The organism is Mycobacterium xenopi (genome assembly GCF_009936235.1).
In the GTDB taxonomy this organism is placed as follows: domain Bacteria; phylum Actinomycetota; class Actinomycetes; order Mycobacteriales; family Mycobacteriaceae; genus Mycobacterium; species Mycobacterium xenopi.
In genome coordinates, this window is record NZ_AP022314.1 from 709,164 (window position 1) to 731,041 (window position 21,878).

General features: G+C 65.7%; 19 protein-coding genes and 4 pseudogenes. 12 read left to right on the top strand and 11 right to left on the bottom strand.

Features of this window, described 5'->3' with window-relative positions:
- Nucleotides 1-76: 76 nt before the first annotated feature.
- The 4 genes and pseudogenes from MYXE_RS03095 to MYXE_RS03105 all read left to right on the top strand — a co-directional run bounded on the left by MYXE_RS03095 (nucleotide 77) and on the right by MYXE_RS03105 (nucleotide 4,157).
- A complete protein-coding gene (locus tag MYXE_RS03095) occupies nucleotides 77-1,240 on the top strand; it encodes a virulence factor Mce family protein (protein WP_085194794.1) in 1,164 nt (387 codons plus the stop codon).
- A pseudogene (locus MYXE_RS03100) lies at nucleotides 1,240-2,959 on the top strand (MCE family protein). Before MYXE_RS03095 ends, MYXE_RS03100 begins: the two are co-directional and overlap by 1 nt.
- On the top strand, nucleotides 2,959-3,675 hold the full coding sequence (locus tag MYXE_RS24180) for a hypothetical protein (RefSeq protein WP_003923172.1): 717 nt from the start codon (nucleotides 2,959-2,961) through the stop codon (nucleotides 3,673-3,675). Before MYXE_RS03100 ends, MYXE_RS24180 begins: the two are co-directional and overlap by 1 nt.
- A complete protein-coding gene (locus MYXE_RS03105) occupies nucleotides 3,675-4,157 on the top strand; it encodes a hypothetical protein (protein WP_003923173.1) in 483 nt (160 codons plus the stop codon). The genes MYXE_RS24180 and MYXE_RS03105 overlap by 1 nt, the downstream gene beginning before the upstream one ends.
- A gap of 6 nt (nucleotides 4,158-4,163) precedes the next feature.
- Here the strand turns inward: MYXE_RS03105 and MYXE_RS03110 are convergent, their stop codons facing one another.
- From MYXE_RS03110 to MYXE_RS03120, 3 genes are all read right to left on the bottom strand, one after another.
- Nucleotides 4,164-4,739: a hypothetical protein gene (locus MYXE_RS03110; RefSeq protein WP_085194792.1), complete on the bottom strand. Its 576-nt coding sequence runs from the start codon at nucleotides 4,737-4,739 to the stop codon at nucleotides 4,164-4,166.
- 70 nt (nucleotides 4,740-4,809) lie between these two features.
- Nucleotides 4,810-6,279, bottom strand: coding sequence for an alpha,alpha-trehalose-phosphate synthase (UDP-forming) (locus MYXE_RS03115; protein ID WP_039891352.1), 1,470 nt, complete (start codon nucleotides 6,277-6,279; stop codon nucleotides 4,810-4,812).
- Nucleotides 6,280-6,444, bottom strand: coding sequence for a hypothetical protein (locus MYXE_RS03120; RefSeq protein WP_003923176.1), 165 nt, complete (start codon nucleotides 6,442-6,444; stop codon nucleotides 6,280-6,282).
- 182 nt (nucleotides 6,445-6,626) lie between these two features.
- Here MYXE_RS03120 and MYXE_RS03125 point away from each other — a divergent pair, with 182 nt between their 5' ends.
- On the top strand, nucleotides 6,627-7,562 hold the full coding sequence (locus tag MYXE_RS03125; RefSeq protein WP_085194790.1) for an enoyl-CoA hydratase: 936 nt from the start codon (nucleotides 6,627-6,629) through the stop codon (nucleotides 7,560-7,562).
- Here the strand turns inward: MYXE_RS03125 and MYXE_RS03130 are convergent.
- Nucleotides 7,559-8,542 (bottom strand): molybdopterin dinucleotide binding domain-containing protein, encoded by a 984-nt coding sequence (locus MYXE_RS03130; protein WP_415624455.1) that lies wholly within the window; start codon nucleotides 8,540-8,542, stop codon nucleotides 7,559-7,561. The two genes, MYXE_RS03125 and MYXE_RS03130, sit on opposite strands and share 4 nt — an antisense overlap.
- A 275-nt stretch (nucleotides 8,543-8,817) precedes the next feature.
- Here MYXE_RS03130 and MYXE_RS03135 point away from each other — a divergent pair, with 275 nt between their 5' ends.
- On the top strand, nucleotides 8,818-9,651 hold the full coding sequence (locus MYXE_RS03135) for an SDR family oxidoreductase (protein ID WP_003923178.1): 834 nt from the start codon (nucleotides 8,818-8,820) through the stop codon (nucleotides 9,649-9,651).
- On the opposite strand, the gene MYXE_RS03140 is transcribed toward MYXE_RS03135, so the two are convergent.
- Complete coding sequence (locus MYXE_RS03140) at nucleotides 9,634-10,527, bottom strand: NAD(P)-dependent oxidoreductase (RefSeq protein ID WP_085194881.1); 894 nt, start codon at nucleotides 10,525-10,527, stop codon at nucleotides 9,634-9,636. The genes MYXE_RS03135 and MYXE_RS03140 overlap by 18 nt on opposite strands.
- 129 nt (nucleotides 10,528-10,656) lie before the next feature.
- Between MYXE_RS03140 and MYXE_RS03145 the strand changes: the two genes are divergently transcribed.
- A complete protein-coding gene (locus tag MYXE_RS03145) occupies nucleotides 10,657-11,931 on the top strand; it encodes an amidohydrolase family protein (protein WP_039891388.1) in 1,275 nt (424 codons plus the stop codon).
- Nucleotides 11,931-12,605 carry a PadR family transcriptional regulator gene (locus MYXE_RS03150; RefSeq protein WP_112649989.1) on the top strand — a complete coding sequence of 225 codons (675 nt, stop codon included), beginning with the start codon at nucleotides 11,931-11,933 and terminating at the stop codon, nucleotides 12,603-12,605. Before MYXE_RS03145 ends, MYXE_RS03150 begins: the two co-directional genes overlap by 1 nt.
- Here MYXE_RS03150 and MYXE_RS03155 read toward each other — a convergent pair.
- The 5 genes and pseudogenes from MYXE_RS03155 to MYXE_RS03175 all read right to left on the bottom strand — a co-directional run.
- A pseudogene (locus tag MYXE_RS03155) lies at nucleotides 12,606-12,883 on the bottom strand (FAD-binding protein); the annotation flags it as partial.
- Nucleotides 12,884-12,964: 81 nt separating this feature from the next.
- Nucleotides 12,965-13,845 (bottom strand): annotated as a pseudogene (locus tag MYXE_RS03160) (IclR family transcriptional regulator).
- A 150-nt stretch (nucleotides 13,846-13,995) separates the two neighbouring features.
- Nucleotides 13,996-15,465, bottom strand: a complete 1,470-nt coding sequence (locus tag MYXE_RS03165; RefSeq protein WP_085194786.1) for an FAD-dependent oxidoreductase — start codon at nucleotides 15,463-15,465, stop codon at nucleotides 13,996-13,998.
- Nucleotides 15,462-16,370 carry a biphenyl-2,3-diol 1,2-dioxygenase gene (gene bphC, locus MYXE_RS03170; RefSeq protein WP_085194784.1) on the bottom strand — a complete coding sequence of 303 codons (909 nt, stop codon included), beginning with the start codon at nucleotides 16,368-16,370 and terminating at the stop codon, nucleotides 15,462-15,464. Before bphC ends, MYXE_RS03165 begins: the two co-directional genes overlap by 4 nt.
- Before the next feature lie 10 nt (nucleotides 16,371-16,380).
- Complete coding sequence (locus MYXE_RS03175; RefSeq protein ID WP_003923187.1) at nucleotides 16,381-17,565, bottom strand: acyl-CoA dehydrogenase family protein; 1,185 nt, start codon at nucleotides 17,563-17,565, stop codon at nucleotides 16,381-16,383.
- Nucleotides 17,566-17,610: 45 nt separating this feature from the next.
- Between MYXE_RS03175 and MYXE_RS03180 the strand changes: the two genes are divergently transcribed.
- The 4 genes and pseudogenes from MYXE_RS03180 (at nucleotide 17,611) to MYXE_RS03195 (ending at nucleotide 20,216) form a co-directional block, all read left to right on the top strand.
- Nucleotides 17,611-17,751: a hypothetical protein gene (locus tag MYXE_RS03180; protein ID WP_161552037.1), complete on the top strand. Its 141-nt coding sequence runs from the start codon at nucleotides 17,611-17,613 to the stop codon at nucleotides 17,749-17,751.
- 349 nt (nucleotides 17,752-18,100) lie between these two features.
- Nucleotides 18,101-18,412, top strand: a pseudogene (locus MYXE_RS03185) (nuclear transport factor 2 family protein); the annotation flags it as partial.
- A 155-nt stretch (nucleotides 18,413-18,567) separates the two neighbouring features.
- Complete coding sequence (locus MYXE_RS03190) at nucleotides 18,568-19,353, top strand: SDR family NAD(P)-dependent oxidoreductase (RefSeq protein WP_003923189.1); 786 nt, start codon at nucleotides 18,568-18,570, stop codon at nucleotides 19,351-19,353.
- Nucleotides 19,350-20,216, top strand: a complete 867-nt coding sequence (locus MYXE_RS03195) for an alpha/beta fold hydrolase (protein ID WP_085194781.1) — start codon at nucleotides 19,350-19,352, stop codon at nucleotides 20,214-20,216. The genes MYXE_RS03190 and MYXE_RS03195 overlap by 4 nt, the downstream gene beginning before the upstream one ends.
- Here MYXE_RS03195 and MYXE_RS03200 read toward each other — a convergent pair.
- Nucleotides 20,213-21,745, bottom strand: a complete 1,533-nt coding sequence (locus MYXE_RS03200; RefSeq protein ID WP_085194779.1) for an LCP family protein — start codon at nucleotides 21,743-21,745, stop codon at nucleotides 20,213-20,215. The genes MYXE_RS03195 and MYXE_RS03200 overlap by 4 nt on opposite strands.
- Nucleotides 21,746-21,878: the final 133 nt, after the last annotated feature.

Below are 21,878 nucleotides of genomic sequence, written 5' to 3' on the forward strand. Positions count from 1 at the left end.
GCGCCGTCACCGGCCGCCGCACCCAACGGCCCGGCGCCGCCGACCGCGCCGCCCCCGCGGAGCAAAGGGCCGGCGGATGAGCCGGAACTGGTTGCGTGGTGGCGCATTGGCGGCGGGCAGCGTGGTGCTCGCCGGCTGCCAATTCGGTGGATTGAACTCGATTGCCTTGCCCGGCACAGCCGGTCACGGCCCGGGCTCCTACAAGGTCACTGTGGAGCTGACGGACGTCGCGACCTTGCCGCAGAACTCTCCTGTGATGGTCGACGACGTCACCGTGGGCAGCGTGTCGGGCATCCAAGCGGCCCAGCGAGCGGATGGCAGCTTCTATGCCGCTGTGGAATTGGCGCTGGACAACAACGTGGTGCTGCCGGCCAATGCCACCGCCAAGGTGGCGCAGACGTCGCTGCTCGGCTCCCAGCACATCGACCTGGCCTCGCCGGTGGACAAGCCACCGGTGGGCAGGCTCGGCAACGGCTCGAGGATCGCCGAATCGAGCACCAGCCGCTATCCCACCACCGAAGAGGTCCTCGCGGCGCTGGGCGTGGTGGTCAACAAAGGCAATCTTGGTGCCCTGCAAGAGGTTACCGATGAGACATACCGGGCGGTGGCGGGCCGGGAGGGCCAGTTCACCAACCTCGTGCCCAAGCTCGCGGAGTTGACGGCGGGGCTCAACCGGCAAGTCAACGACATTATCGCCGCCGCCGAGGGGCTGAACCGTTTCTCCGCGATCTTGGCTCGTAGCAAGGACAGCCTGGGCCGCACGCTGGACACGCTGCCCGATGCGCTTCGGGTGCTCAACAAGAACCGTGACCAAATCGTTGAGGCGTTTGCTGCGTTGAGACGTGTCGCAACCGTTGCCTCCCACGTGCTTTCGCAAATCAAGGGCGATTTCGCCGAAGACCTCAAGGGTCTGTATTCGGTCACCAAGGCGCTCGCCGACAGCCGCAAGGACTTCGTCACCTCATTGCAGCTGTTGCTGACATTCCCGTTCCCCAACTTCGGCATCAAGCAGGCGGTGCGCGGCGACTACCTCAACGTGTTCACCACCTTCGACCTCACCCTGCGACGGCTCGGCGAAACGTTTTTCACGACATCGTATGCACTCGATCCGAACATGATGCACATGAGCGAGATCCTCAACCCGCCTGACTTTTTGACCGGTGAACTGGCGAATCTCTCGGGGCAAGCCGCCGACCCGTTCAAGCTCCCGCCGGGGCAACCACAGCAGGGGTCGCGCTGATGAATGACCGACTGACCAGAATCCAGCTTGTCGTCTTCGCGGTGGTCACCGTCGTCACGGTCACCCTGATCGCGGTTTTTTATCTGAGGTTGCCGGCCACTCTGGGTCTGGGCACCTATAGCGTGACCGCTGATTTCGCGGCGGGCGGCGGCCTGTACAAGAACGCCAACGTCACCTACCGCGGCGTCGCAGTCGGCCGGGTGGAGTCGGTGAGGCTAAACCACAACGGTGTCGACGCCGTAATGCGTCTCAACAGCGAAACCCCGGTCCCGTCGAACGTTACCGCGAGCGTCAGAAGCGTTTCTGCCATCGGTGAGCAGTACGTCGACCTCGTCCCGCCCGATGACCCGTCAGCGACCAAGCTGCACAACGGGTCTCGCATTGCACGCAGTAATACTCGGCTCAGCGAGGACGTTGCCACCCTGCTGCGCAAGTCCGAGACACTGGTCAACAGTGTGGCCGACACGCGGCTGCGGCAACTGCTGCACGAAACTTTCACCGCGTTCAACGGCACTGGTCCCGAACTGGCCCGGCTCATCGAGTCCTCACGGTTGCTGGTCGACGAAGCCAATGCCTACTATCCGCAGACCTCGGAGCTGATCGACCAGGTGGGCCCGTTCTTGCAAGCGCAGATCCGCTCCGGTAACGACATCCGGTCGCTGGCCGACGGGCTGGCCCGCTTCACCTCGGAGGTACGCCACGCCGATCCGCAGGTTCGCAAATTGCTGACCGTGGTTCCGGGCGCGGCCGATGAGGCCAGCACCGCCTTCTCCGGTATCCGACCCTCGTTCCCGATGCTGGCGGCCAGTCTGGCCAACCTCGGCCGGGTTGGCGTCATCTACCACAAGACGCTCGAGCAGCTGCTGGTGGTACTGCCGGCACTGTTCGCTGCGATCACCACTGCCGCCGGCGGCGTACCTCAAGACGAGGGAGCCAAGCTGGACTTCAAGATCGACCTGGGCGATCCGCCACCCTGCAATACCGGGTTCCTTCCGCCGCCACTGATCCGGACACCCGCCGACGAGACGTTGCGCGAACTGCCGACGGACATGTACTGCAAGGTGGCGCAGAACGACCCCACCACGGTGCGCGGCGCACGGAACTACCCATGCCAGGAGTTCCCCGGGAAAAGGGCACCGACCGTGCAGCTGTGCCGTGACCCGCGCGGTTACGTGCCGATAGGCAGCAACCCGTGGCGCGGACCGCCGATTCCCTACGGCACTCCGATGACGAACGGCCTTAACGTGTTGCCGCCGAACAAGTTTCCGTATATCCCCCCCGGCACCGATCCGGACCCGGGCACACCGATCGTGGGTCCGCCGCCACCCGGGGTGGTGCCGGGACCCGGCCCGGCGCCCAATCAACCGTTCCCCGTGCCGCCGCCGCCCAACACCGGCGGGACCGACGGCCGGCCGGCGTGGATACCGCCAGCGCCCTACCCGCCGCAGCCGCCACAGCTGCCGTACCCGAAGTGGCTTCCACCGCCGCCACCGCCGGTGGGGATCAATCCCCCGCCGGCAGGCCCGGGGCCCGAAGCCCTGGGGCCCGCCGCCTGGCCCGGTGCCGCAGGCCAGTGGCCCGGCCTACACCACCTACGACCAGCACAGTGGAGCCTTCACCGATCCGGCGGGCGGCACTGGTATCTTCGCGCCCGGCATGAGCAAGGCGTCGAGCGCGGAGAACTGGGTGGACCTGATGCGCGATCCAAGGCAGCTGTAGTGCCAGCACAGGAGCCGGGGGCGGTGGATCGGCGACCGACGGGCTCCGACACGGCGGGGCAACGCGCTCGTCGTCGGGCGTCGCGCGCGGCCGGGCCGGCCAAAGGCGAATCCAGCGCCACCACCACGGTCCGGGTGCAGGCATCGGCCACGCCATCGAAGCCGCGCACGACGCCGCCGGGACCGCCGCCGCGGCGGCCCGCGCATCGTCGCCTGGTCGGATGGGTCGGCTTGGGCGTGGGCGTGGTCGCGGTCGCGCTGCTGGCCACCGGCCTGACCGTGCTCGTTGTCCAGCAGCGGCACGCCGACGCCCAACAGGCCCGCAACCAACGGTTCGTCGACACCGCCACCCAGACCGTGGTCAACATGTTCAGCTACACCCCCGACACCATCGACCAGAGTGTGAATCGATTCGTCGACGGCACCAGCGGGCCGCTGCGCAGCATGCTCAACTCGAACAACAACGTCGAAAACCTCAAAATCCTGTTCCGCGACACCAAAGCCAGCTCCGAGGCGGTGATCAACGGCGCGGCGCTGGAAAGCGTCGACAACGTCACCGACAACGCATCCGTGCTGGTGTCGGTGCGGGTCACGGTCACCGACATCGACGGGGTCAACAAGCCCTCCATGCCTTATCGCATGCGGGTCATCGTGCACGAGGACGACAACGGCCGGATGACCGGTTACGACCTGAAGTATCCGGAAGGCGGGAATTGATGCGGCGGTTGCAGCTGATCACCGCCGGCGTGCTGGGCGCTGTGTTCGTCGCATTGGCTGCGGCCAGTGGTTGGTTCTACTGGGATCGGGTCCAGACCCGTGGCGAGCAGTCGGCGCGGGCGGTCCTGCCCGCGCTGGCCGCAAAGCAGATACCCGAGGTTTTCGGCTATGACTTTCAAACCGTCGAACGCAGCCTCGGTGACGCGTATCCTCTGCTGACCCCGGACTATCGGCAGGAGTTCAAGAAAAGCGCCAACCAGCAGATCATCCCGGAGGCACGCAAACGCGAAGTGGTGGTGCAGGCCAGCGTCGTCGGCGTGGGAGTCATGGCCGCCAAACGTGACTCGGCCACGGTCATGGTCTACCTGAACCGCACTGTGACGGACAAGTCACGGCAACCGGTCTACGACGGCAGCCGCTTGCGGGTCGACTACAAACGGATCGACGGCAAGTGGTTGATCAACTACATCACGCCGATCTGAGGCGGCTCAGTAGCATATCGCAATGTCGTTGCAGTGCAGCGGATAACGCTCGACAGGGGGCTCAAGCGGCGCGACGAATTGCAAGCTGAACGGCTCCTTGCGCATCGCGGGCTGCAGACCACACACATCACCGTGCAGCGAAGTATGCGTGCCCGTCATCGTTTCGTCGTCGAACGCATAGGTCTCGGTGGACTGCGCGGTGCTGCCGTCCGGGCACAACACTCCGGCGTCCTGTTTGACTTGGAAGGTCCACAGGCCATTGGTCAGCCGGGCTCTGCCGGTGAAGTTTTGCAGCTTGTCTTCACGTTTGATGGTGCTTTCGGTGTAGCTCACCACATTCACAGCGCAGAAATCGGCCTGGATTATCGGGTTGGCATAGTCCTGGTAGAAGCGGCTCCCGTTCACTTGGTCGCACAGGGACGACACCTTCCACGTGGCCGCCGGTGCGCCCGCCTGGTTGAAGGTGTAGATGCCGTCCGCCGGCGGTGCCAGCGCCCCGGCCGGGCTCGCAAACGCCACCCCTAGCCCGATTTCGAACGCCGTGAAAACGGCGGCAGCGGTCAACCCGCGAGCGACGGTCACCTGATGCCTCCTTTGCGTCGGCGCGAAACAGTGCAAAACACTGCAATGAGTATCGCGCTCGCCGTGCATGCTAGCCAGAGCCCGGCGGATGCGCCTCGGCGAGCGCGTCGAGAAACGACCGGGCCCAGCGGTCGACGTCGTGGGCGAGCACCTGGCGTCGCATGGCCCGCATCCGGCGCCGTCCCTCCTCGTCGGTCTGGTTGAGCGCCGCCTCGATGGCGTCCTTGACGCGTTCGGTGTCGTGCGGGTTGACCAGGTAGGCCTGGTGCAATTCGGCTGCGGCGCCAGTGAATTCGCTCAACACCAGCGCGCCGCCCAGGTCGCTGCGGCAGGCGACATACTCCTTGGCCACCAGGTTCATTCCGTCCCGCAGCGGGGTGACCAGCATGACGTCGGCGGCGACGAAAAACGCGATCAGCTCGTCGCGGGGAACGGGACGGTGGATGTAGTGCACCACTGGGTGGCCGACCTCCCCGTATTCACCGTTGATGTGGCCGACCTGCCGTTCGATGTCGCTGCGCAGGATCTGGTAGCTCTCAACGCGTTCACGGCTCGGGGTGGCCAGCTGGACCAGCACGGTGTCGTCGCGCTTGGCGCGGCCCTCGGCGAGCAGCTCGGAAAAAGCCTTCAGCCGAACGTCGATGCCCTTGGTGTAGTCGAGCCGGTCGACTCCCAGCAGGATCTTACGGGGGTTGCCGAGCTCGGCCCGGATCTCGCGGGCCCGCCGGCGGATGTTGCGGTCACGGGCCTTGCGGTCGAGCTCAGCCGAGTCGATCGAGATCGGGAACGCGCCCACCCGAACGGTGCGCGACCCCAGGTCGACCTCGCCGAACCGGGATCGGACACCGACCGCCCCGCGAGAGGTATTGGCCCCGACCAACCGCCGCGCCAGGAACAGGAAATTCTGAGCGCCACCGACCAAGTGGAAGCCCACCAGGTCGGCGCCGAGCAGACCTTCGATAATCTCGATGCGCCAGGGCAGCTGCATGAACAGTTCGACCGGCGGAAACGGAATGTGCAGGAAAAAACCGATGGTCAGATCGGGCCGCAGTTCGCGCAGCATCTTCGGCACCAGCTGCAGCTGGTAGTCCTGCACCCACACGGTGGCGCCGCGAGCAGCCGCGCGTGAGGTCGCTTCGGCGAATCGGCGGTTGACGTCGACATAGCGGTCCCACCACTCGCGGTGGTAGATCGGCTTGACGATGACATCGTGGTACAGCGGCCACAGCGTGGCGTTGGAGAACCCCTCGTAATATTGGGCGACGTCGTCGGCGGACAGCCGGACGGGGTACAGCTGCAGGTCCTCTTCGACGATGGGCTGCTCGTCGGCGTCGACGATGCCGGGCCATCCGATCCAGGCTCCACGGCGACGGCGCAGCAATGGCTCCAACGCGGTGACCAGCCCGCCCGGGCTGCGTTTCCAGGTGGTGGTGCCGTCGGCGAGCCGCTCCATGTCGATCGGCAGCCGGTTGGCGACCACCACGAAATCGGAATCCCCGGAGCCCGAACCTCTGGGGCCCTGGCCTTCCCCGGGACTCACTTAGGTCTCGTGTTTCGTCGGCGCAATGCCGAGCATGGACAGGAACATCCGGCACTCATCGGCGTCGTTCGCGTACGCGGCCACTACGCGCCTGGCCTGGCTTGCGGTGCTGTCGGTCAATGGTTCCACGTCGCCGATTTCGCCGGGGTCAGACTTGGTAGGCATGCCATCACTGTAGGCGAAGCGCGGTTTGGGCCGCAGGCGCCGTGCGAGTTCACCGAGCATGCAGTCAGCGTGCGCCCCACTTGCGGCCCTGCAACCTGAGCCTGGCCGGCGACCCACCGGCGGGCGCGTTACGTGGTGGCCGTAATCTGTAAGCATCTGACAAACCCAGGTGAGGTGGCGAAATGGCAGTCCACGATGATGTGGGCACCAGCGCGGTTGACGGCGAGTCCGCTGAGCTGGTTACCTACGAAACCCTCGACGAGGGCCGCATCGCCCGCGTGTGGCTCAACCGGCCCGAAGCCCACAACGCCCAGAATCGCACCCTGCTGGTTCAGCTCGACGAGGCGTTCTTGCGCGCCGAAGCCGACGACGACGTCCGGGTGGTGATCCTGGCCGCGCGCGGCAAGAACTTCTCCGCCGGCCACGACCTGGGTTCAGAGGCCGCGCTGGCTGAACGCAAGCCCGGCCCGGCCCAGCATCCGACGTTTCGTGGTTACGGCGCCACCCGAGACCCCATCGCTGAGAAGACGTTTCTGCAGGAATGGCACTTCTATTTCCACAACACCTGCCGCTGGCGCGATCTGCGCAAGATCACCATCGCCCAGGTTCAAGGCAACGCGATCTCCGCGGGTTTGATGCTGATCTGGGCCTGCGATCTCATCGTCGCCGCCGACAACGCGAAGTTTTCCGACGTCGTCGGGGTGCGCATGGGCATGCCGGGCGTCGAATACTACGCGCACCCTTGGGAATTCGGCCCCCGCAAAGCCAAAGAACTGCTGTTGACCGGTGATTCGCTCGACGCCGACGAGGCGTACCGGCTCGGCATGGTGTCCAAGGTCTTTCCGCTCGACCAGCTAGAGGAAAAGACACTGGAATTCGCACGGCGCATCGCCGAGCGGCCCACGATGGCGGCGCTGCTGATCAAAGACTCGGTCAACGCCGCCGCCGACGCGATGGGGTTCACCGAGGCGCTACGCCACGCATTCCACGTGCACGAGCTCGGACATGCGCACTGGGCTGCCTACAACGAAAACCGCTACCCGGTGGGGCTGCCGCCCGAGGTCGAGGACTGGCGCAACGCAAAACCGTCGAAGATCGCCCGCCGCGACGAGCCCTAGAGAGCGCTGACCGTCACCGGTATCCCGTTGAGCGCGCCGTTACCTGACGGCTCGTCGAGAAATGTCGGCGGCGACAGCACATTCGTGTTGGCACCCGGAGCGCCGTTGGCCACGGCCATCCGCGTGCCCGGTTTGCCGTGGCCCCAGCCGTGCGGCATGGAGACGGCACCACGCTTGATCGCGTCTGTGACCTCGACCGGAACCTGGATCTCCCCAACCTGCGATCTGGCCGTGACGATGTCGCCGTGGGCCACGCCGCATCGATGCGCGTCGTCTGGATGCATCAACAGCGTGCAGCGGTCGCGGCCCTTCATTAGCGCCGGCACATTGTGCAGCCACGAATTGTTCGACCGTAAATGCCTGCGGCTGACCAGAACCAGTTCCTCGCCCGGGCGTGTCAGTCGGCGCGAAAGCCGCGGCCGGCACCCGTTCCGGTGGCCAGTCGGCGGCCACCCGCCGCATCGTCGCGACACCTTGACGTGCGGGGCCAGCGCGCCCAGGGAAACCAGGTCCTCGTCGAACAGCGTGTGCGTGATCGCGAGCAAGAAAGCCGCATCGGTGCCGGGAGTGATTGGCAGCCGTTCGTCGGCCTGCGCTGCGGTGCGGGTACGGACCGGGTCGATGACCACCACCTTGCCGCGCCGCCGGATGCGCTTGATGAGCGCCATGACATCGGGGGCGGCGAGCAGTGAGCCCTGCGACTCCGCCGGGTTCGCGCCCATGATCACCAGCAGGTCGGTGCGCTCGATGTCCGGCACCGGGAAGCCCCACCATCGGCCGTACATCAGATGCGACGACAGGTTTTTCGGCCACTGGTCGACGGTGCCGGGCGAAAAGGTGACCGGCATGCCAGACATCCCGAGCAGCACGCCCGCATAACGGGCCAGTGAAAAGGAATGCGCAAGCGGGTTGCCGGTGTGGGCGGTGACGGCTCGGATGCCGTACTTGTCGATGACCGGTACGTGTGGCCGTGGCTCCATTGGTCGTCGCGGTTGCCGCGGCTGCCGGCGACCTTGCCGTCTTCGACGCGGATCTCCAAGCCGCACATGGCTTCACACAGCGGGCAGGTGTGTAAGTGCCGGCCGTCCTCGCCGACGGCCGCCAACGGTGTGACGAGACTCGTGGAGACCCGCCCACCATATATCGCTACGGTAAGTAGCGGAAGTGCTGTAATGGACGGCTTACTCCGCCATCGGTCGAACAGGCGCGTGGTTCGATGGGTGCGACGGATTCGGCTGTGAAGTGAGGAGTTAACGTGCGGCTTTCGTTCGAGGACCGGACATATCTGGTCACGGGAGGGGGCAGCGGCATCGGTAAGGCAGTAGCGGGCGGGCTGGTCGGGTCCGGGGCGGCGGTGATGATCATCGGCCGCGACGCCTACCGGCTGGCGGGCGCCGTGAAAGACATCGAGGCAACCACCGCCACCCGCGGCTCGATCCGCTACGAGTCTGCCGACGTGACCGACGAGGACGAGATCGCCCAGACGGTGGAGGCCGCGACGGCATGGCACGGTCGGCTGCACGGCGTGGTGCATTGCGCCGGCGGCTCGGAGACCATTGGCCCGATCACTCAGATCGACTCCGAGGCCTGGCGACGCACCGTCGACCTCAACGTCAACGGCACCATGTACGTGCTCAAACATGCCGCGCGCCAACTCGTGCGCGGCGGCGGCGGATCGTTCGTCGGGATCTCGTCGATCGCGGCCAGCAACACCCACCGCTGGTTCGGGGCTTACGGAGTGACCAAATCCGCCGTCGACCACCTGATGATGTTGGCGGCCGACGAGCTGGGCCCGTCGTGGGTCCGCGTCAACGGCATCCGGCCGGGGCTGATCCGCACCGACCTGGTGGCCGCGATCACCGAGTCGCCGGAGCTGAGCGAGGACTACCGGATCTGCACTCCGCTGCCGCGGGTGGGCGAGGTCGACGACGTCGCCAACCTGGCCATGTTTTTGCTCAGCGATGCCGCCAGCTGGATCACCGGACAGGTCATCAACGTCGACGGCGGACACGCGCTGCGGCGCGGCCCGGATTTCAGCGCGATGCTGGAACCGGTGTTCGGCGCCGACGGGCTACGCGGAGTGGTCTGAGGCCACACCCGCGTCGCGGGCCGCAAGGCTGGCGATCGCCGACCAATCCAGATCGCCTTGGCCGTTGGCCACCAAGGTGAGAAGCCGGTCCCGCAGCAGGCCGGCGAGCGGTAACGGGACGCGAAGCTCGTCACCGGCGGCAAGTGCCAGTTTGATGTCTTTGAGCCCCAGGGTGGCCGCAAAGCCGGCCGGCTGGAATTGCTGGCGTGCGATCAGCCCCCCGTAGGTCTGGTAGGCCGGCGCGCTGAACAACGTCGAGGTGAGGATGTCGACGTACTGCAGCGGGTCCACCCCGCCCTTGGCGACGAGCGCGATCGCCTCGCCCAGCGACTCGATGACCGAGGCGATCAGGAAATTCCCGGACAGCTTGACGAGGTTGGCGGTGTGCGGCTGCTCGGAGACCACGAAGGTGCGTTGCCCGATCGCATCGAACAGCGGGGTCAGCGGGTCGAGCACTTGAGGTGCCCCGGCTGCGACGACGAAAAGCTTTGCCGCAGAAGCGGCTTCGGGCCTTCCGAACACCGGTGCGGCGACATACTGCTGACCGGCCTCGGCGTGCGCGGCGGCGAGGCGTTTCGACAGGCCGACGCTGATGGTGCTCGCCGAGACGTGGGTGGCGCCCGACGCGAGCGAGGCCAGGATGCCGTGCTCGCCCAACGTGACCTCTTCGACCGCCTCGTCGCCGGCGAGCATGGTGACCACCACCTCGCCGCCGCACGTCTCGGCGACAGCGTGAGCGGGGGCAGCGCCCTGCTGGACAAGTGTTTCCATCTTGGCGGCGGTGCGGTTGTAGACGGTGACCCGGTGACCAGCGTTGACGAGGTTGGCGGCCATGCCGCGACCCATGTTGCCCAAGCCGATGAATCCGATCCGCATGATCTCCACCATGCCCGCTGCTGCCGTGGGCAGGCGACGACTGGTAGTCCGCTCAATGAGATGACGATCTTGTCGGTCGTCGGGCCGATCAGGAAGCTAGCCTGGTATAGCCACAACCCGGAGGATCCGATGGCTGCAACCTGGGACACGATCGACCGCTACGTCGTCATCTCGACGGACACCCACGCCGGGGCTGATCTCTACGGTTACAAGCAGTATCTGCCCGCGCGCCTGCACGACGAATTCGACGCCTGGGCCAAGACCTATGTCAGCCCGTTCGACGACCTTGTCATCGCCACGGCCAACCGGAACTGGGACCACGAATTCCGGATTGCCGAAATGGACGCCGACGGGGTGGCCGGCGAGGTGTTGTTGCCCAACACCGTGCCCCCGTTCTTCCCGACAACCCCCAACATCACCATCAGCCTGCCCCGGACTCGCGACGAGTTCGAGAAACGTTGGGCCGGCGTGCAGGCCCACAACCGCTGGCAGGTCGACTTTTGTTCGCTGGCGCCCACCCGACGGCGCGGCTTGATCCAGATCTTTCCCAATGACGTCGACTTGGCGCTGCAGGAGATTCGCTGGGGGGCCGACCAGGAGTGTTTCGGCGGCGTGCTCATTCCCCCGGTCTCACCTGGCGACCCCCACGTTGCCCCGCTCTTTCACACCCGCTACGAACCGATCTGGAGGCTATGCGCCGAGCTTGACCTGACGATCGTTCAGCATGCGGGGGCCGGCAGCCCCGAGATGCCGATGGACCAGCCGGCATCCAACGCCGTGTTGATCACCGAGATGGCGTTGTGGGCCCAACGCACCCTCGGTCACCTGATACTTGCCGGGGTGTTCGAGCGCTATCCGTCACTGCGGTTCGTGCCGACCGAGCAGGGCACGCTATGGGTGCAGCAGCAACTGGCCATTCTCGACGCGATGGTGCCCACCATGAAATCCGAGGCCCACAACCGCACCTACGGCATGTTCGGCGGATCGTCGGTCGATGAGCTGACCCTGAGCCCAAGCGAATACGTCAAGCGAAACTGCTACCTGGCTGCCGAGTTGATGCCCTACGACGCGGCGATGATCGACTTCATGGGTGCTGACCACATCATGTGGGGCAGTGACTATCCGCACGAGGAGGGCTTCACCCCGCATTCCAAGCTGGCGATCCGTTGGGCTCTGCACAACAGGTCGCAGGACGAGTGCCGGAAGATATTGGGCGGCAACGCGGGTCGACTGTACCGTTTCGACCTTGACGCGCTGGTGCCCGTCGCCGAGAAGATCGGGCCCACGGTCGCCGAGGTGCACACCCCGCTCGGGGACACCGGGTATCGCGCTCCCGCGGCGTTCGGCTACCGGCCATTCGAAGGTGGGCTGGCGCTCAAGCGGCTAGCCCCGGCACGCAGCTGATGGACGGCAGCGATTCCCCGGACAAGCCGAATCTCGCGGCGACAAGTTGGGCGCTGCTCGGCATGCTGTCATACGAGCACGAGCTCTCCGGTTATGACATCCGGAAGTTCATCGATTGGAGCATGCGCTTCTACTACGGCAGCCCGGCCTACAGCCAGATCTACTCCGAGCTCAAACGACTCGAACAACTGGGCCTGGTGACCTCGCGTGTCGAGAACACCGGCGGCACCCGCAATCGGAGGCTCTACAAGATCACCCAAGCCGGTCTGGAGGCGGTGACCCGGTGGGCCAACGACACGCCGGTCGACCCGCCGACGCTCAAGCACGGCGCACTGCTGCGGGTGACGTTGGGACATCTCACCAGCCCGACGCGACTCAAGGAGTTGCTGCAAGAACACGTGGCCTATGCGGACGAGATGCAGCGCAAGGCGGCCAAGGACGCACGCTGGGCCGGCGCTGACCCGTCCTGGGCGTACGCGCGAATCGCATTGCGATGGGCCGAGAGGTATTACGCCAACGAGCGGGAGCTGGCCCTGAAGTTGATCAAAGAGCTCGACGAGGCCGAAGCCGTCTTCCCCCGTGCCCCAGACGGCGAGCCCACTAAGATTCCCTGGCCCGCACCGGAATTCTGGTACGAGATTGAGAAGAAGGCGAACGCGGAAGAATCGGACTGATCATGCTCCAGCGGCGTCACGGGCAGCGATGTAGCCGTACACCAAGCCCTGTGCGATCGTGGCACCGGCACCGGGATAGGTGGTCCCGAACACGTTAGCCGCGGTGTTGCCGATCGCGTAGAGCCCTTCGATCACACTGCCGTCTTCGCGTCGCACCCGGGCGCGGTCGTCGGCCCGCAGGCCGCCGCAGGTGCCGAGACGCTTAGCACCATCTTGACCGCATAGAACGGTGTCCTCTCGAGGGCGCGCAGATTGGGATTGGGAACGGTCTTGTAGTCGCTGAGGGCATCGAAGCGTGCCATAAGGTCAGCATCAGAGTCGAGGTAAACGACCAGTCTCGATCGTCCATCGCGTTCCGCTCACCGCACAGAACTTGTGGTCGATCGGTATCCATGTCCGGGTCCGGCGTCATGCGTCCCGCAGTGGCCCTGGTTCGCGCACGGCCGAAGGGTCGGTGCCACACGCAGCGGGCGTAGCGGTTGCAGCGTCGGCGCGACATGCCGCGGGCCGCCGTCGACGTTGCGCCAGATGTGCATTGCTGTCATTCGCACTGGCGCAGCCATGCGCTGATCGAACAACATCCGGCTCATCGGTCCGCATACTGACACCGCTGCGACAGCCTCGCCGGGATCGCCGATAGGGGCTGCGACACAGCCGAATCCGGGCAATGACTCCTCGCGGTCAAACGCCACGCCATGGGCACGCACCTTGGCCAGCTCGACGTCCAACTGCGACCGGCTGCTGATCGAGTATCTGGTTTTGCGGTTGCGGAGGTTGATTGCGTCGGCGGTGTTGCTGTAGGCCATTATGGCCTTGCCCACCGCCGTGCAATGCGCCGGCTGCCGTCCGCCCACGCGACTGGGATGGCGGCGGTCATCCGGTCGCCGATCTTGTCCAGGTACACCACGTCGGAGCCGTCGAGAACGGCAAGGTGAACCACCAGCCCGGTGGCTCGGTGCAGATCGTGCAGCAGCTGTGTGGCCGCGCGGTGGAGCCGATCCTGGTGGACAGCAAGAGATCCCAGCTCCATCAGCCGTATGCCCAACTCGTAGTCACGACCGCTGCGGCGCAGCCAGCGCAGTTGCACCAGCCGCTCGAGCAGCCTGTGTGCCGACGAGCGCGGCAAGCCCGTGCGCCGCACGATCTGAGCCAGCGTCAACCTGCCACCGCCGTCGAACGCGTCCAGCACCAGCGATACCCGATCGATGACTGCAGTTGGCGTGGTTGATCCGACGGTCACGGTCACGACGCCTCCTCGCGGTGCGGCACATGACTAATAGAAATATTTCTGTTTCTAGCACGCTGGCATGGAATCCGTCACATAGGCGGCACAGAGGCTGGGCCAACACATCTCATGGACGGCGCCGACCTCGACGAATGCTGGAACGACTCAGCCCTTGGCGGCGGCACGACCGGCGCGACGCCCATAGAAGCTGCCATCGCCCAACGAGATCCCGCTGGCATAACCCCACGCGGCCAGACCTGCAGTGCAGCGTCCCGCCGCATACAAGCCGGGGATCGGCTCTCCGCCGACGTGCAGCACCTCGGAATCCAGCGTGGTCATCAAACCGCCCAGCGTGAACCCGGCGGTGCTCCCGCGCAGATCGATCGCGCCGACCGGCGTGCCGATCGGCCTTACCCATTCAGGCTTCTTGTGCAGCAACGGATCCTCGCCGCGGGCGGCGGCATCGTTGTAGGCGTTGACGGTGGCTTGCAGCGACCCGGCCGGCAGGCCGATCTCGCGTTCGAGCTCGGCCACGGTCTCGCAGACCCATGTCGCCTGCCGTTTGAGGAGCGGTGTCGCCGACGTCGCGGCCATGGCCTCGTCTTGTGCGTCGCCGTCGAGGATCAAGAACGCGGTGTCGTCCTGCTGGTAGAGCGTGAGCTGCCCGATCCGGCCGGAGTACGTGTCCTCGGGGACATAGCGCTGTCCGCGACCATTGACGAGGATGCCGCGGACGGTCTGCTGGGGATCGACCAGGAATGCCACCTCTGTGGCATCCATGTGCGCCAGGTCCGCGCCGAGCGCCTGCGCCATTCTGATGGCCTGACCGTCGTGCTGCTCGATCGACGCGGCCGGGCGCCCGGCGATCCGCGGGGCGTATTGGGCGACCATCGCGTCGTTGTAGGCAAAGCTGCCGCAGGCCAAGACGACGCCGCGATGCGCACGCACGGCGAGCCGCTTCCCGTACTGGCGCGCGATAATCCCGGCGACGCGGCCGTCCGACTGCACGACCAGCGAGACGGCGCGGACGTCGTAGACGGATCGCACACCCAGCGATGTGGCGGTGTCGACCAGTGGCTTCATCAGCATGTAACCGGCGCTCGCCTCGCCGGCTCGCTTGTCGGTCATCTGCGGGACATGGCCGCGCGGAGCGGGTTTCGCGATGGTGTTGAATGGGAAGGCGTTCTCCCCGCCGGTGAACATCAGGCCTTGATCGCCCGGTGGCTCCCAGCCGGGTTCCCCCCAGAATTCCGCCTTGAACGGCACGCCGCAGTCAACGAGCCAATCGAAGTGATCGACGCTGCCGGCGCAGTAGTCGGCGATGCGGTTCTCGTCCGCACCCGGTCCCATCGCGACGTTGAGGAAGGCCGCCATGTTGTCGACGGAATCCTCGAAACCGCAAGCCTTTTGCAGTGGTGTGCCGCCGCCGAGATAGATGAACCCGCCCGCCATGGCGGCCGCCCCGCCCCAGGAGCCGGTGCGCTCGGCCACCAGGACATCGGCGCCGGCTCTGGCGGCCTCAACGGCGGCGGCCGCACCGGCCACACCGTAGCCGGCGATCACCACGTCGGCCTCGTGATCCCACCCGCTGATCGACGACGCCGGGACGGGATGCACGTCGGTCATCGAAGTCATGGCCGCATCGCCGCCGGTAGATCGCCGACCCACTGATGGCCCCAGTAACTGTCGGCCGTGATTTCCTCCGCCGTGTAATAGGTTTCGTCGACACGCATACCGTCGGTGCCGAATTCGATGTCCCAGTCGCCGGGCGCGCGGACGTAGAACGACACCATCTTGTTGTTGGTGTGCCGACCGAGCGTCGACGACAGCTGGAATCCCTCGGCGTTGACGCGGTCCAGCGCCTGCCCCACCGTGTCAAGGCTGTCGACCTCCACCATGATGTGGACCAGGCGGGGGTCGCGCTGGTGTGCGGCCGGGACAATGGCCAGGCTGTGGTGTCGCTCGTTGATGCCGAGGAAGCGAACCCGCACCGGGCCGAACTCCTTCGGTAGCGGCACCCGAAACGCGCCGCGAGAACGGAAACCCAGCACATCGGTGTAGAAGTCGAACAACCCATTGGGATCGGTGGCCGGCAGCACGACATGGCCCATACCTTGGTCACCGGTGACGAATTTCGCACCGAACGGGGTGATGACGGGGCTGTGGTCGAGCACCGCGCCGTGAAACACCTCGAGCGTGGTACCGGCCGGGTCCTCGAAGCTGATCACCTCTTCCACGCGGCGGGCCTCGGCCTCCTCGATGGACAACTGCTTGACCGGCACCCCCGCACCGTCGAGGGCCGCTTTAACGCGCTGCAGCGCGGGGTGGTCGCGTACCTCCCAGCCAACGGTGAGCACCCGGTCGGTCTCACCAGGCACCACGATGAGTCGGGCCGCGCGTTCGTCCATTCGCAGGTATAGCGCGGACTCGTCAGGTCCCTTGCCTTCGGCGAAACCCAGGACGCCGAAGGCGAAATGCCGCCACCGCTCGATCTGTTTGGTGGAAATCGTGATGTAGCCGAGGCTCTTCAGGTCGCTCACTGCCGTCCTCCTAGATCAGGGCCCGCAGCGGACCCTCGGGCGGATCGATGCCCAGCGAACTCAGCGCGGACGCGTGAAAGACGGTGCCCGGCATGTGGATAGCGTGGTTAAGCCCGGCGTGTGCGTCGCGCCAGTACCGCTGCAGGGGTTTGTCCATCCGCAACGCATTGCCCCCGGAGCGGGCGAAGATCTGGTCGACGGCCATGACGGCGCGCCATGCCGCACGGATTTGGGTGCGCCGCCCAATTGCGCGGTCATGGAACGACACCTCCTTACCGGCGTCGACGATGTCGTAGATGCGGTCCACATTGGCCAGCAGCTCCTGGCGGGCAGCGTTGATGTCGGCGGCGGCCTCACCGATGGCATACATGACGTATGGATCGTCCTTGATCGCCGTTCCGGTCGCCGCCACCCGGTCTCGTTGGTAGTCCAGGTGCGCCGCCAGCGCACCTTCGGCGATGCCGACCACCGCCGCGGTGATTCCCAACGGGAACATCGTCGACCACGGCATCAGGTACAGCGGCTTGGTCATGCCCGCCTCACGCTGGGCGGTGCCGTCCATCACCTTCGTCGCGTCCATGGTCCGGTAGGCGGGCACAAACGCATCGCGCACGATGATGTCCTTGGATCCGGTTCCGCGCAGCCCCACGACGTTCCACGAGTCCTCGACAATCTCGTAGTCCTTACGCGGCAGGATCATGTGCAGCATCTGCGGGGGCATGACCGGCTTGCCGTCGCTGTCGCCGACCATGGCGCCCAGGATGATCCAGTCGCACTGGTCGGTGCCGGAACTGAACTGCCAGCGGCCGTTGAAGATGTAGCCGCCATCGACGGGTTTGGCCACGCCCTGCGGCGCATACGGGGACGCCACCCAGGTGTCGAGGTCGTCGGCCCAGATCTCCTCGGCCACCCGCGGGTCGGCGTAGGCGAGCTGGTAGGGGTGCACGGCCACCACACCGGTGATCCAGCCGGCGGCGGGATCAAGCGCCGCGGTAGCCATCACCGTCTCGGCGAACTCACGCGGATGGACCTCGTAGCCGCCGTACTTGGCGGTTTGTAGGAGCCGGATCGATCCAGCTTCCCTCATCGCCTTGGTGGTCTGATCGGTCAGCCGGCCGATTCTCTCCGCCTCGGCCGCCTGCTCGCGCAGCTGGTCGGCCATGTCCATCAGCCGATCGATTACCCGCTCGGTCATGCTGTGTCCTAACGTCGGGGACTCGCGATCGATGGTGCCCTGTCGGTGATCATGACATCTTTGGTGATCCCGGTCAGCGGAAAGTTGTGGGCGCTCCCATTCGTGAGCCCACGGTGTGTGGCCGGACAGCATGGCGGCATCGAGGCAGTTGAAATGGATGCCGGCTACATCGCCTATCTCAGATGAGGCAACGAAGTGAATGGTCACCAGCGGTCCTGCAAGCCGATCGACAACCAGCACAATGACGTCACTCGGCGAAGGCGTACCAGTGCAGGACTCGGGCCGCGGAAAGGCGCTGGGCGCACCCCCTCAGTGCCTTGCATGCCCCAAACCGTCACAGACGGCGTCGGCAATGTGGGACGCAGTCCCACTGAGCGAAAACGCTTCCTGACGCACTCGTTGCTGTTGCGCGATAGCCGCACTGGAGCTCGCAGATGCTGTGCCAGCTTGACAGGAGCGGCTCTACGTCGTCGTGATCGAGCGGCTGGAGCATGACCGAACCTCATCAGAAGCAACGGCCGCCTGGTGTTTCCTACCGCGAGCAGCTGACCGGTCTCCAGCCGTGGTCGGTTGCTTGGGCGGTCCGGTGCGGATCACCAGCGTCCACCACGGTCATACACCGGAGATCGCGCTGACGTCGGACACCACGGCTCGCGGGATATGGGCGATGGAGGATTCGTTGTGGTGGACCAACGGCGACCACGAGGAGCACGTGCAGGGCTACGCCCACTACCACGAGGAATACCGAAAGGTGGACGGCCGCTGGTGTATCAGCGCCCGGAGACTGACCCGGCTGCGGGTGGAGACGACGCCGGGATTCACCTCGTTCCTGCGCAACCGGCTGTGACATGGGACGTCCGACCGAGAAAGTATGCGCCGCAGCCGGAGATCCTGCGCTACATCAATTGGGCAAAGACGGCTTCAACCTGACCAGCGTATGAGGCTGGACCACGACGCCAATCGTCAAATACGTTATGGGCCAGCGAGCCGAGGAGAAAGAACATGAGGCGACTTGAGCGCAACCGCATCCTAGTGACCGGCGCTGCGTCAGGAATCGGCCAGGCCACCGCGCTGCGGTTGCTGGACGAGGGCGCGTCTGTGGTCGCCGCCGATATCGCGGTACTGGACAAGACCCGTGCCCGCGCCGAGGAGTCGGGGTCGGCTAAACGCCTCACCACCGTAGAGATGGACGTTGGCGACGAGACGTCAGTGGCCGACGGTGTGCGGTCGGCCGTCGACGCGCTGGGTGGCCTGGACTCGCTGGTCAACGCGGCCGGCATGCTGCGGGCGGCACACACGCACCAGACCAGCACGCAGCTGTGGAACCACATCATCACCGTCAACCTGACGGGGACCTTCCTTGTGGTGCGTGAGTCGCTTCCGGCGCTGCTGAAAAACCCGCGCAGCACCATCGTCAACTTCAGCTCCACATCGGCTGCATTCGCGCACCCCTATATGGCGGCCTACGCGGCCAGCAAGGGCGGCATCCAGTCCTTTACCCATGCGATCGCCCTGGAATACGCGCGCCAAGGACTGCGCGCAGTGTGTGTCGCCCCCGGCAGCATCAAGTCCGGAATCACTGATGCCACAGCAGGATACATTCCCGCCGACGCCGACTGGTCGCTGTTCGCCCGACTTTCACCGATCCTGCCCACCACGCTGGAATCCAGCGGAGCGGGGATGGCCGATCCCGCGGCCGTGGCCGGGGTGGTCGCGATGCTGGTGTCCGAAGACGGTGCGTTTATCACCGGCACCGAAATCCGCATCGACGGCGGTACTCACGCATGACGCGAGATGTCAGCTACGAGGACACCTTTCGGGAAATCGAGACCGATGCTGGCGTGCTGCGCTATCACGAGGCCGGCGACGGGCCACCGCTGGTGATGCTGCACGGCTCAGGTCCCGGTGTGACGGGGTGGCGCAACTTCCGCGGCGTGCTCGGCGCGTTCGCCGAGCAATACCGTTGCCTGGTACTGGAATTCCCCGGCTTCGGTGTCAGCGACGACTTCGGCGGGCACCCCATGCTCACCGCGTTCGACGCGGTGGTGCGATTCATCGACACGCTCGAGTTGGGCAGGGTGGACATCGTCGGCAACTCGATGGGCGGTGCGATCGCGATCAACTATGCAATCGCACATCCTGAGCGGGTGCGGCGGCTGGTGACCATCGGCGGCATCGGCCGCAATATTTTCAGTCCCGGCCCGCCTGAAGGCATCCGGCTGCTGCAGGAGTTCACCGAGGAGCCCACCCGAGAACGGCTGATCCGCTGGCTGCATTCGATGGTCTATGACCCCGCAGTCGTGACCGACGAGCTCATCGAGGAGCGCTGGCAGCAGGCCACCCACCCCAAGACGCTGGCGGCCGCGCGGCGGATGCATGCGAGGGAGGCCTTCGCGCAGATGACCAAGGCCATGGACGCGTCGAAGCGCCCGCAACCGTGGGCGGTGATGCATCGGCTCAAGGCGCCGACGTTGATCACCTGGGGTCGCGACGACCGGGTGAGCCCACTGGACATGGCGCTCATCCCGATGCGCACCATCCCCAACGCAGAACTACATGTATTCCCCAACTGCGGGCACTGGACGATGATCGAAGCCAAAGACGCATTCGTCAGTGTCGTGTTGGCCTTCTTGGCCCGCCCGGAAGTTTAGTTGACGCAGGGCACGCCACCGCCGTCGATGGGCGCCCCTCGGTCTGGCGTGGGCTCAGTGGAAGTGGCGGCGCGTGACGTGTAGTACGAACCGGAAGCCGTTGAGGTGGTAGCGGTTTCGTCGAGAGATGATGAAGGTGGGGTGTAGTCGTCTCCTACCACGACGCGGATCCGGTTGGGGCGCAAGGCGCTATCACTATGATCGGACACGTCGATGCCCAGCAGCGCCGCCACGTCGTGGGCGTCGGTGCCCGCGCCCGCACCGTAGTCGATTGCGGTTACGGTGGGTTCACCGCGCACCCGGTCACGCACCTCGCCAGGGGTATAGCCATGTTCACGCAAGATGCGCGACACCTTGCCGGCGATTCCGGAGACGCTGCTGGCGTTGACGACGTCGACGACCGTCGCCGGGTTGGGCGTGCTGGTCGTGGGGGCGGCGGACTCGGGAGTGCCGAACGCCGCCGCCACCTCGCGCTTGATCGCGGCGGGGTCGACGATGTTGACGTCTTGGCCGTCGATGTTTTCGTAGCGCACCACGGGCAGGGTGCGGTATTCGACGTTGCCGCCGGCAAGCGTGGCCATCCGGCGAAACTGGTTCTCGTCCCAGCCGGCGGAGAGCACCACGTCTTTGCGGGCCACGGCGATCAGGCTCTTGAGCTTGCTGAGATCTGCGAAGGTGCCCGAATCCTGCAGTTGGCGCACAACCGCGGACAGGAATGCCTGCTGGCGATGGGTGCGGTCGAGGTCGCCGTTCTCCAGCCCGTGACGCTGCCGGACGAACGACAGTGCCTGCTCGGCGTTGAGAGTCTGCCGGCCCGCCGGGAAGTCCGCGCCGGAATACTCGTCGTAGACGGCGTGCTTGAGGCAGACCTGCACGCCGCCCAGGCTCTGGGTGAGGTCGTAGAAGCCGGCCAGGTTGACCTCGGCGAAGTAGTCGATCGGAACCCCGGTGAGGTTGCGCACCGCCCGTAAGGTCGCCGCCCGACCAGCTTCGCGGCCCTTGGTCTCCAGTTCTTTTTGGTCGCTGACCCCTTTGTCGATGAGCTTCTGCTCGACGTATTGCTTGGTGAGCCCGTACGCCTCCTTGATCTTGATGTGGTGGTATCCCGGCACCCCGCGAAACGGCACCCAGTCGTCGCGGGGGATGGAGAAGGCAACCACCCGGTCGTCGGCGCCGACGTGAACCAGGATCAAGGTGTTGGTGTTGTAGCCGCCGGCATCGGAATCTCCGGCATGCAGGTGCTTCAAGATCGCCCACGGCAAATCGTTGCCGTTCTGGTCTTTCCGCGAGTCCAGGCCGATCAGCAGGATGTTCATCGACCCGCCGCTGGAACGTGGGTCGTCAGAACGCAGCGCCTGAGAAACGGTGATGCCGCCCAGTGCTCCATGGGCCACCCACCAACCGGCGCCGGTCAACACCACCGCTGCCGCCGACACCAGCGCACAGCAGCCACGCACCAGCCTCCGGCGCACCTGTGCGCGCACCGGGGTGGCACGATGGCGGGGCTTACCACCTGATCGGGTCGCCATCACAACTTCGACTCTGCCACGACTGTGCTACCCGCGCCGGGATCGATGTTTGCGGTGGCGAAACCCGGCTCACATCGTTGCGTATTCTGCAGCTTGCTGTCGCTACAACGCAGTGGCCGAGGTAAGGCCATGT

Excerpts from the sequence above, each read along its gene's own strand:
- MYXE_RS03105 (WP_003923173.1), top strand. The coding sequence starts at position 3,675 with ATGCGGCGGTTGCAGCTGATCACCGCCGGCGTGCTGGGCGCTGTGTTC.
- MYXE_RS03165 (WP_085194786.1), bottom strand. The coding sequence starts at position 15,465 with ATGACTTCGATGACCGACGTGCATCCCGTCCCGGCGTCGTCGATCAGC.
- MYXE_RS03190 (WP_003923189.1), top strand. The coding sequence starts at position 18,568 with ATGAGGCGACTTGAGCGCAACCGCATCCTAGTGACCGGCGCTGCGTCA.
- MYXE_RS03145 (WP_039891388.1), top strand. The coding sequence starts at position 10,657 with ATGGCTGCAACCTGGGACACGATCGACCGCTACGTCGTCATCTCGACG.
- MYXE_RS03130 (WP_415624455.1), bottom strand. The coding sequence starts at position 8,542 with ATGGAGCCACGGCCACACGTACCGGTCATCGACAAGTACGGCATCCGA.
- MYXE_RS03195 (WP_085194781.1), top strand. The coding sequence starts at position 19,350 with ATGACGCGAGATGTCAGCTACGAGGACACCTTTCGGGAAATCGAGACC.
- MYXE_RS03120 (WP_003923176.1), bottom strand. The coding sequence starts at position 6,444 with ATGCCTACCAAGTCTGACCCCGGCGAAATCGGCGACGTGGAACCATTG.
- MYXE_RS03200 (WP_085194779.1), bottom strand. The coding sequence starts at position 21,745 with ATGGCGACCCGATCAGGTGGTAAGCCCCGCCATCGTGCCACCCCGGTG.
- MYXE_RS03150 (WP_112649989.1), top strand. The coding sequence starts at position 11,931 with ATGGACGGCAGCGATTCCCCGGACAAGCCGAATCTCGCGGCGACAAGT.
- MYXE_RS03175 (WP_003923187.1), bottom strand. The coding sequence starts at position 17,565 with ATGACCGAGCGGGTAATCGATCGGCTGATGGACATGGCCGACCAGCTG.
- MYXE_RS03125 (WP_085194790.1), top strand. The coding sequence starts at position 6,627 with ATGGCAGTCCACGATGATGTGGGCACCAGCGCGGTTGACGGCGAGTCC.
- MYXE_RS03140 (WP_085194881.1), bottom strand. The coding sequence starts at position 10,527 with ATGCGGATCGGATTCATCGGCTTGGGCAACATGGGTCGCGGCATGGCC.
- MYXE_RS03095 (WP_085194794.1), top strand. The coding sequence starts at position 77 with ATGAGCCGGAACTGGTTGCGTGGTGGCGCATTGGCGGCGGGCAGCGTG.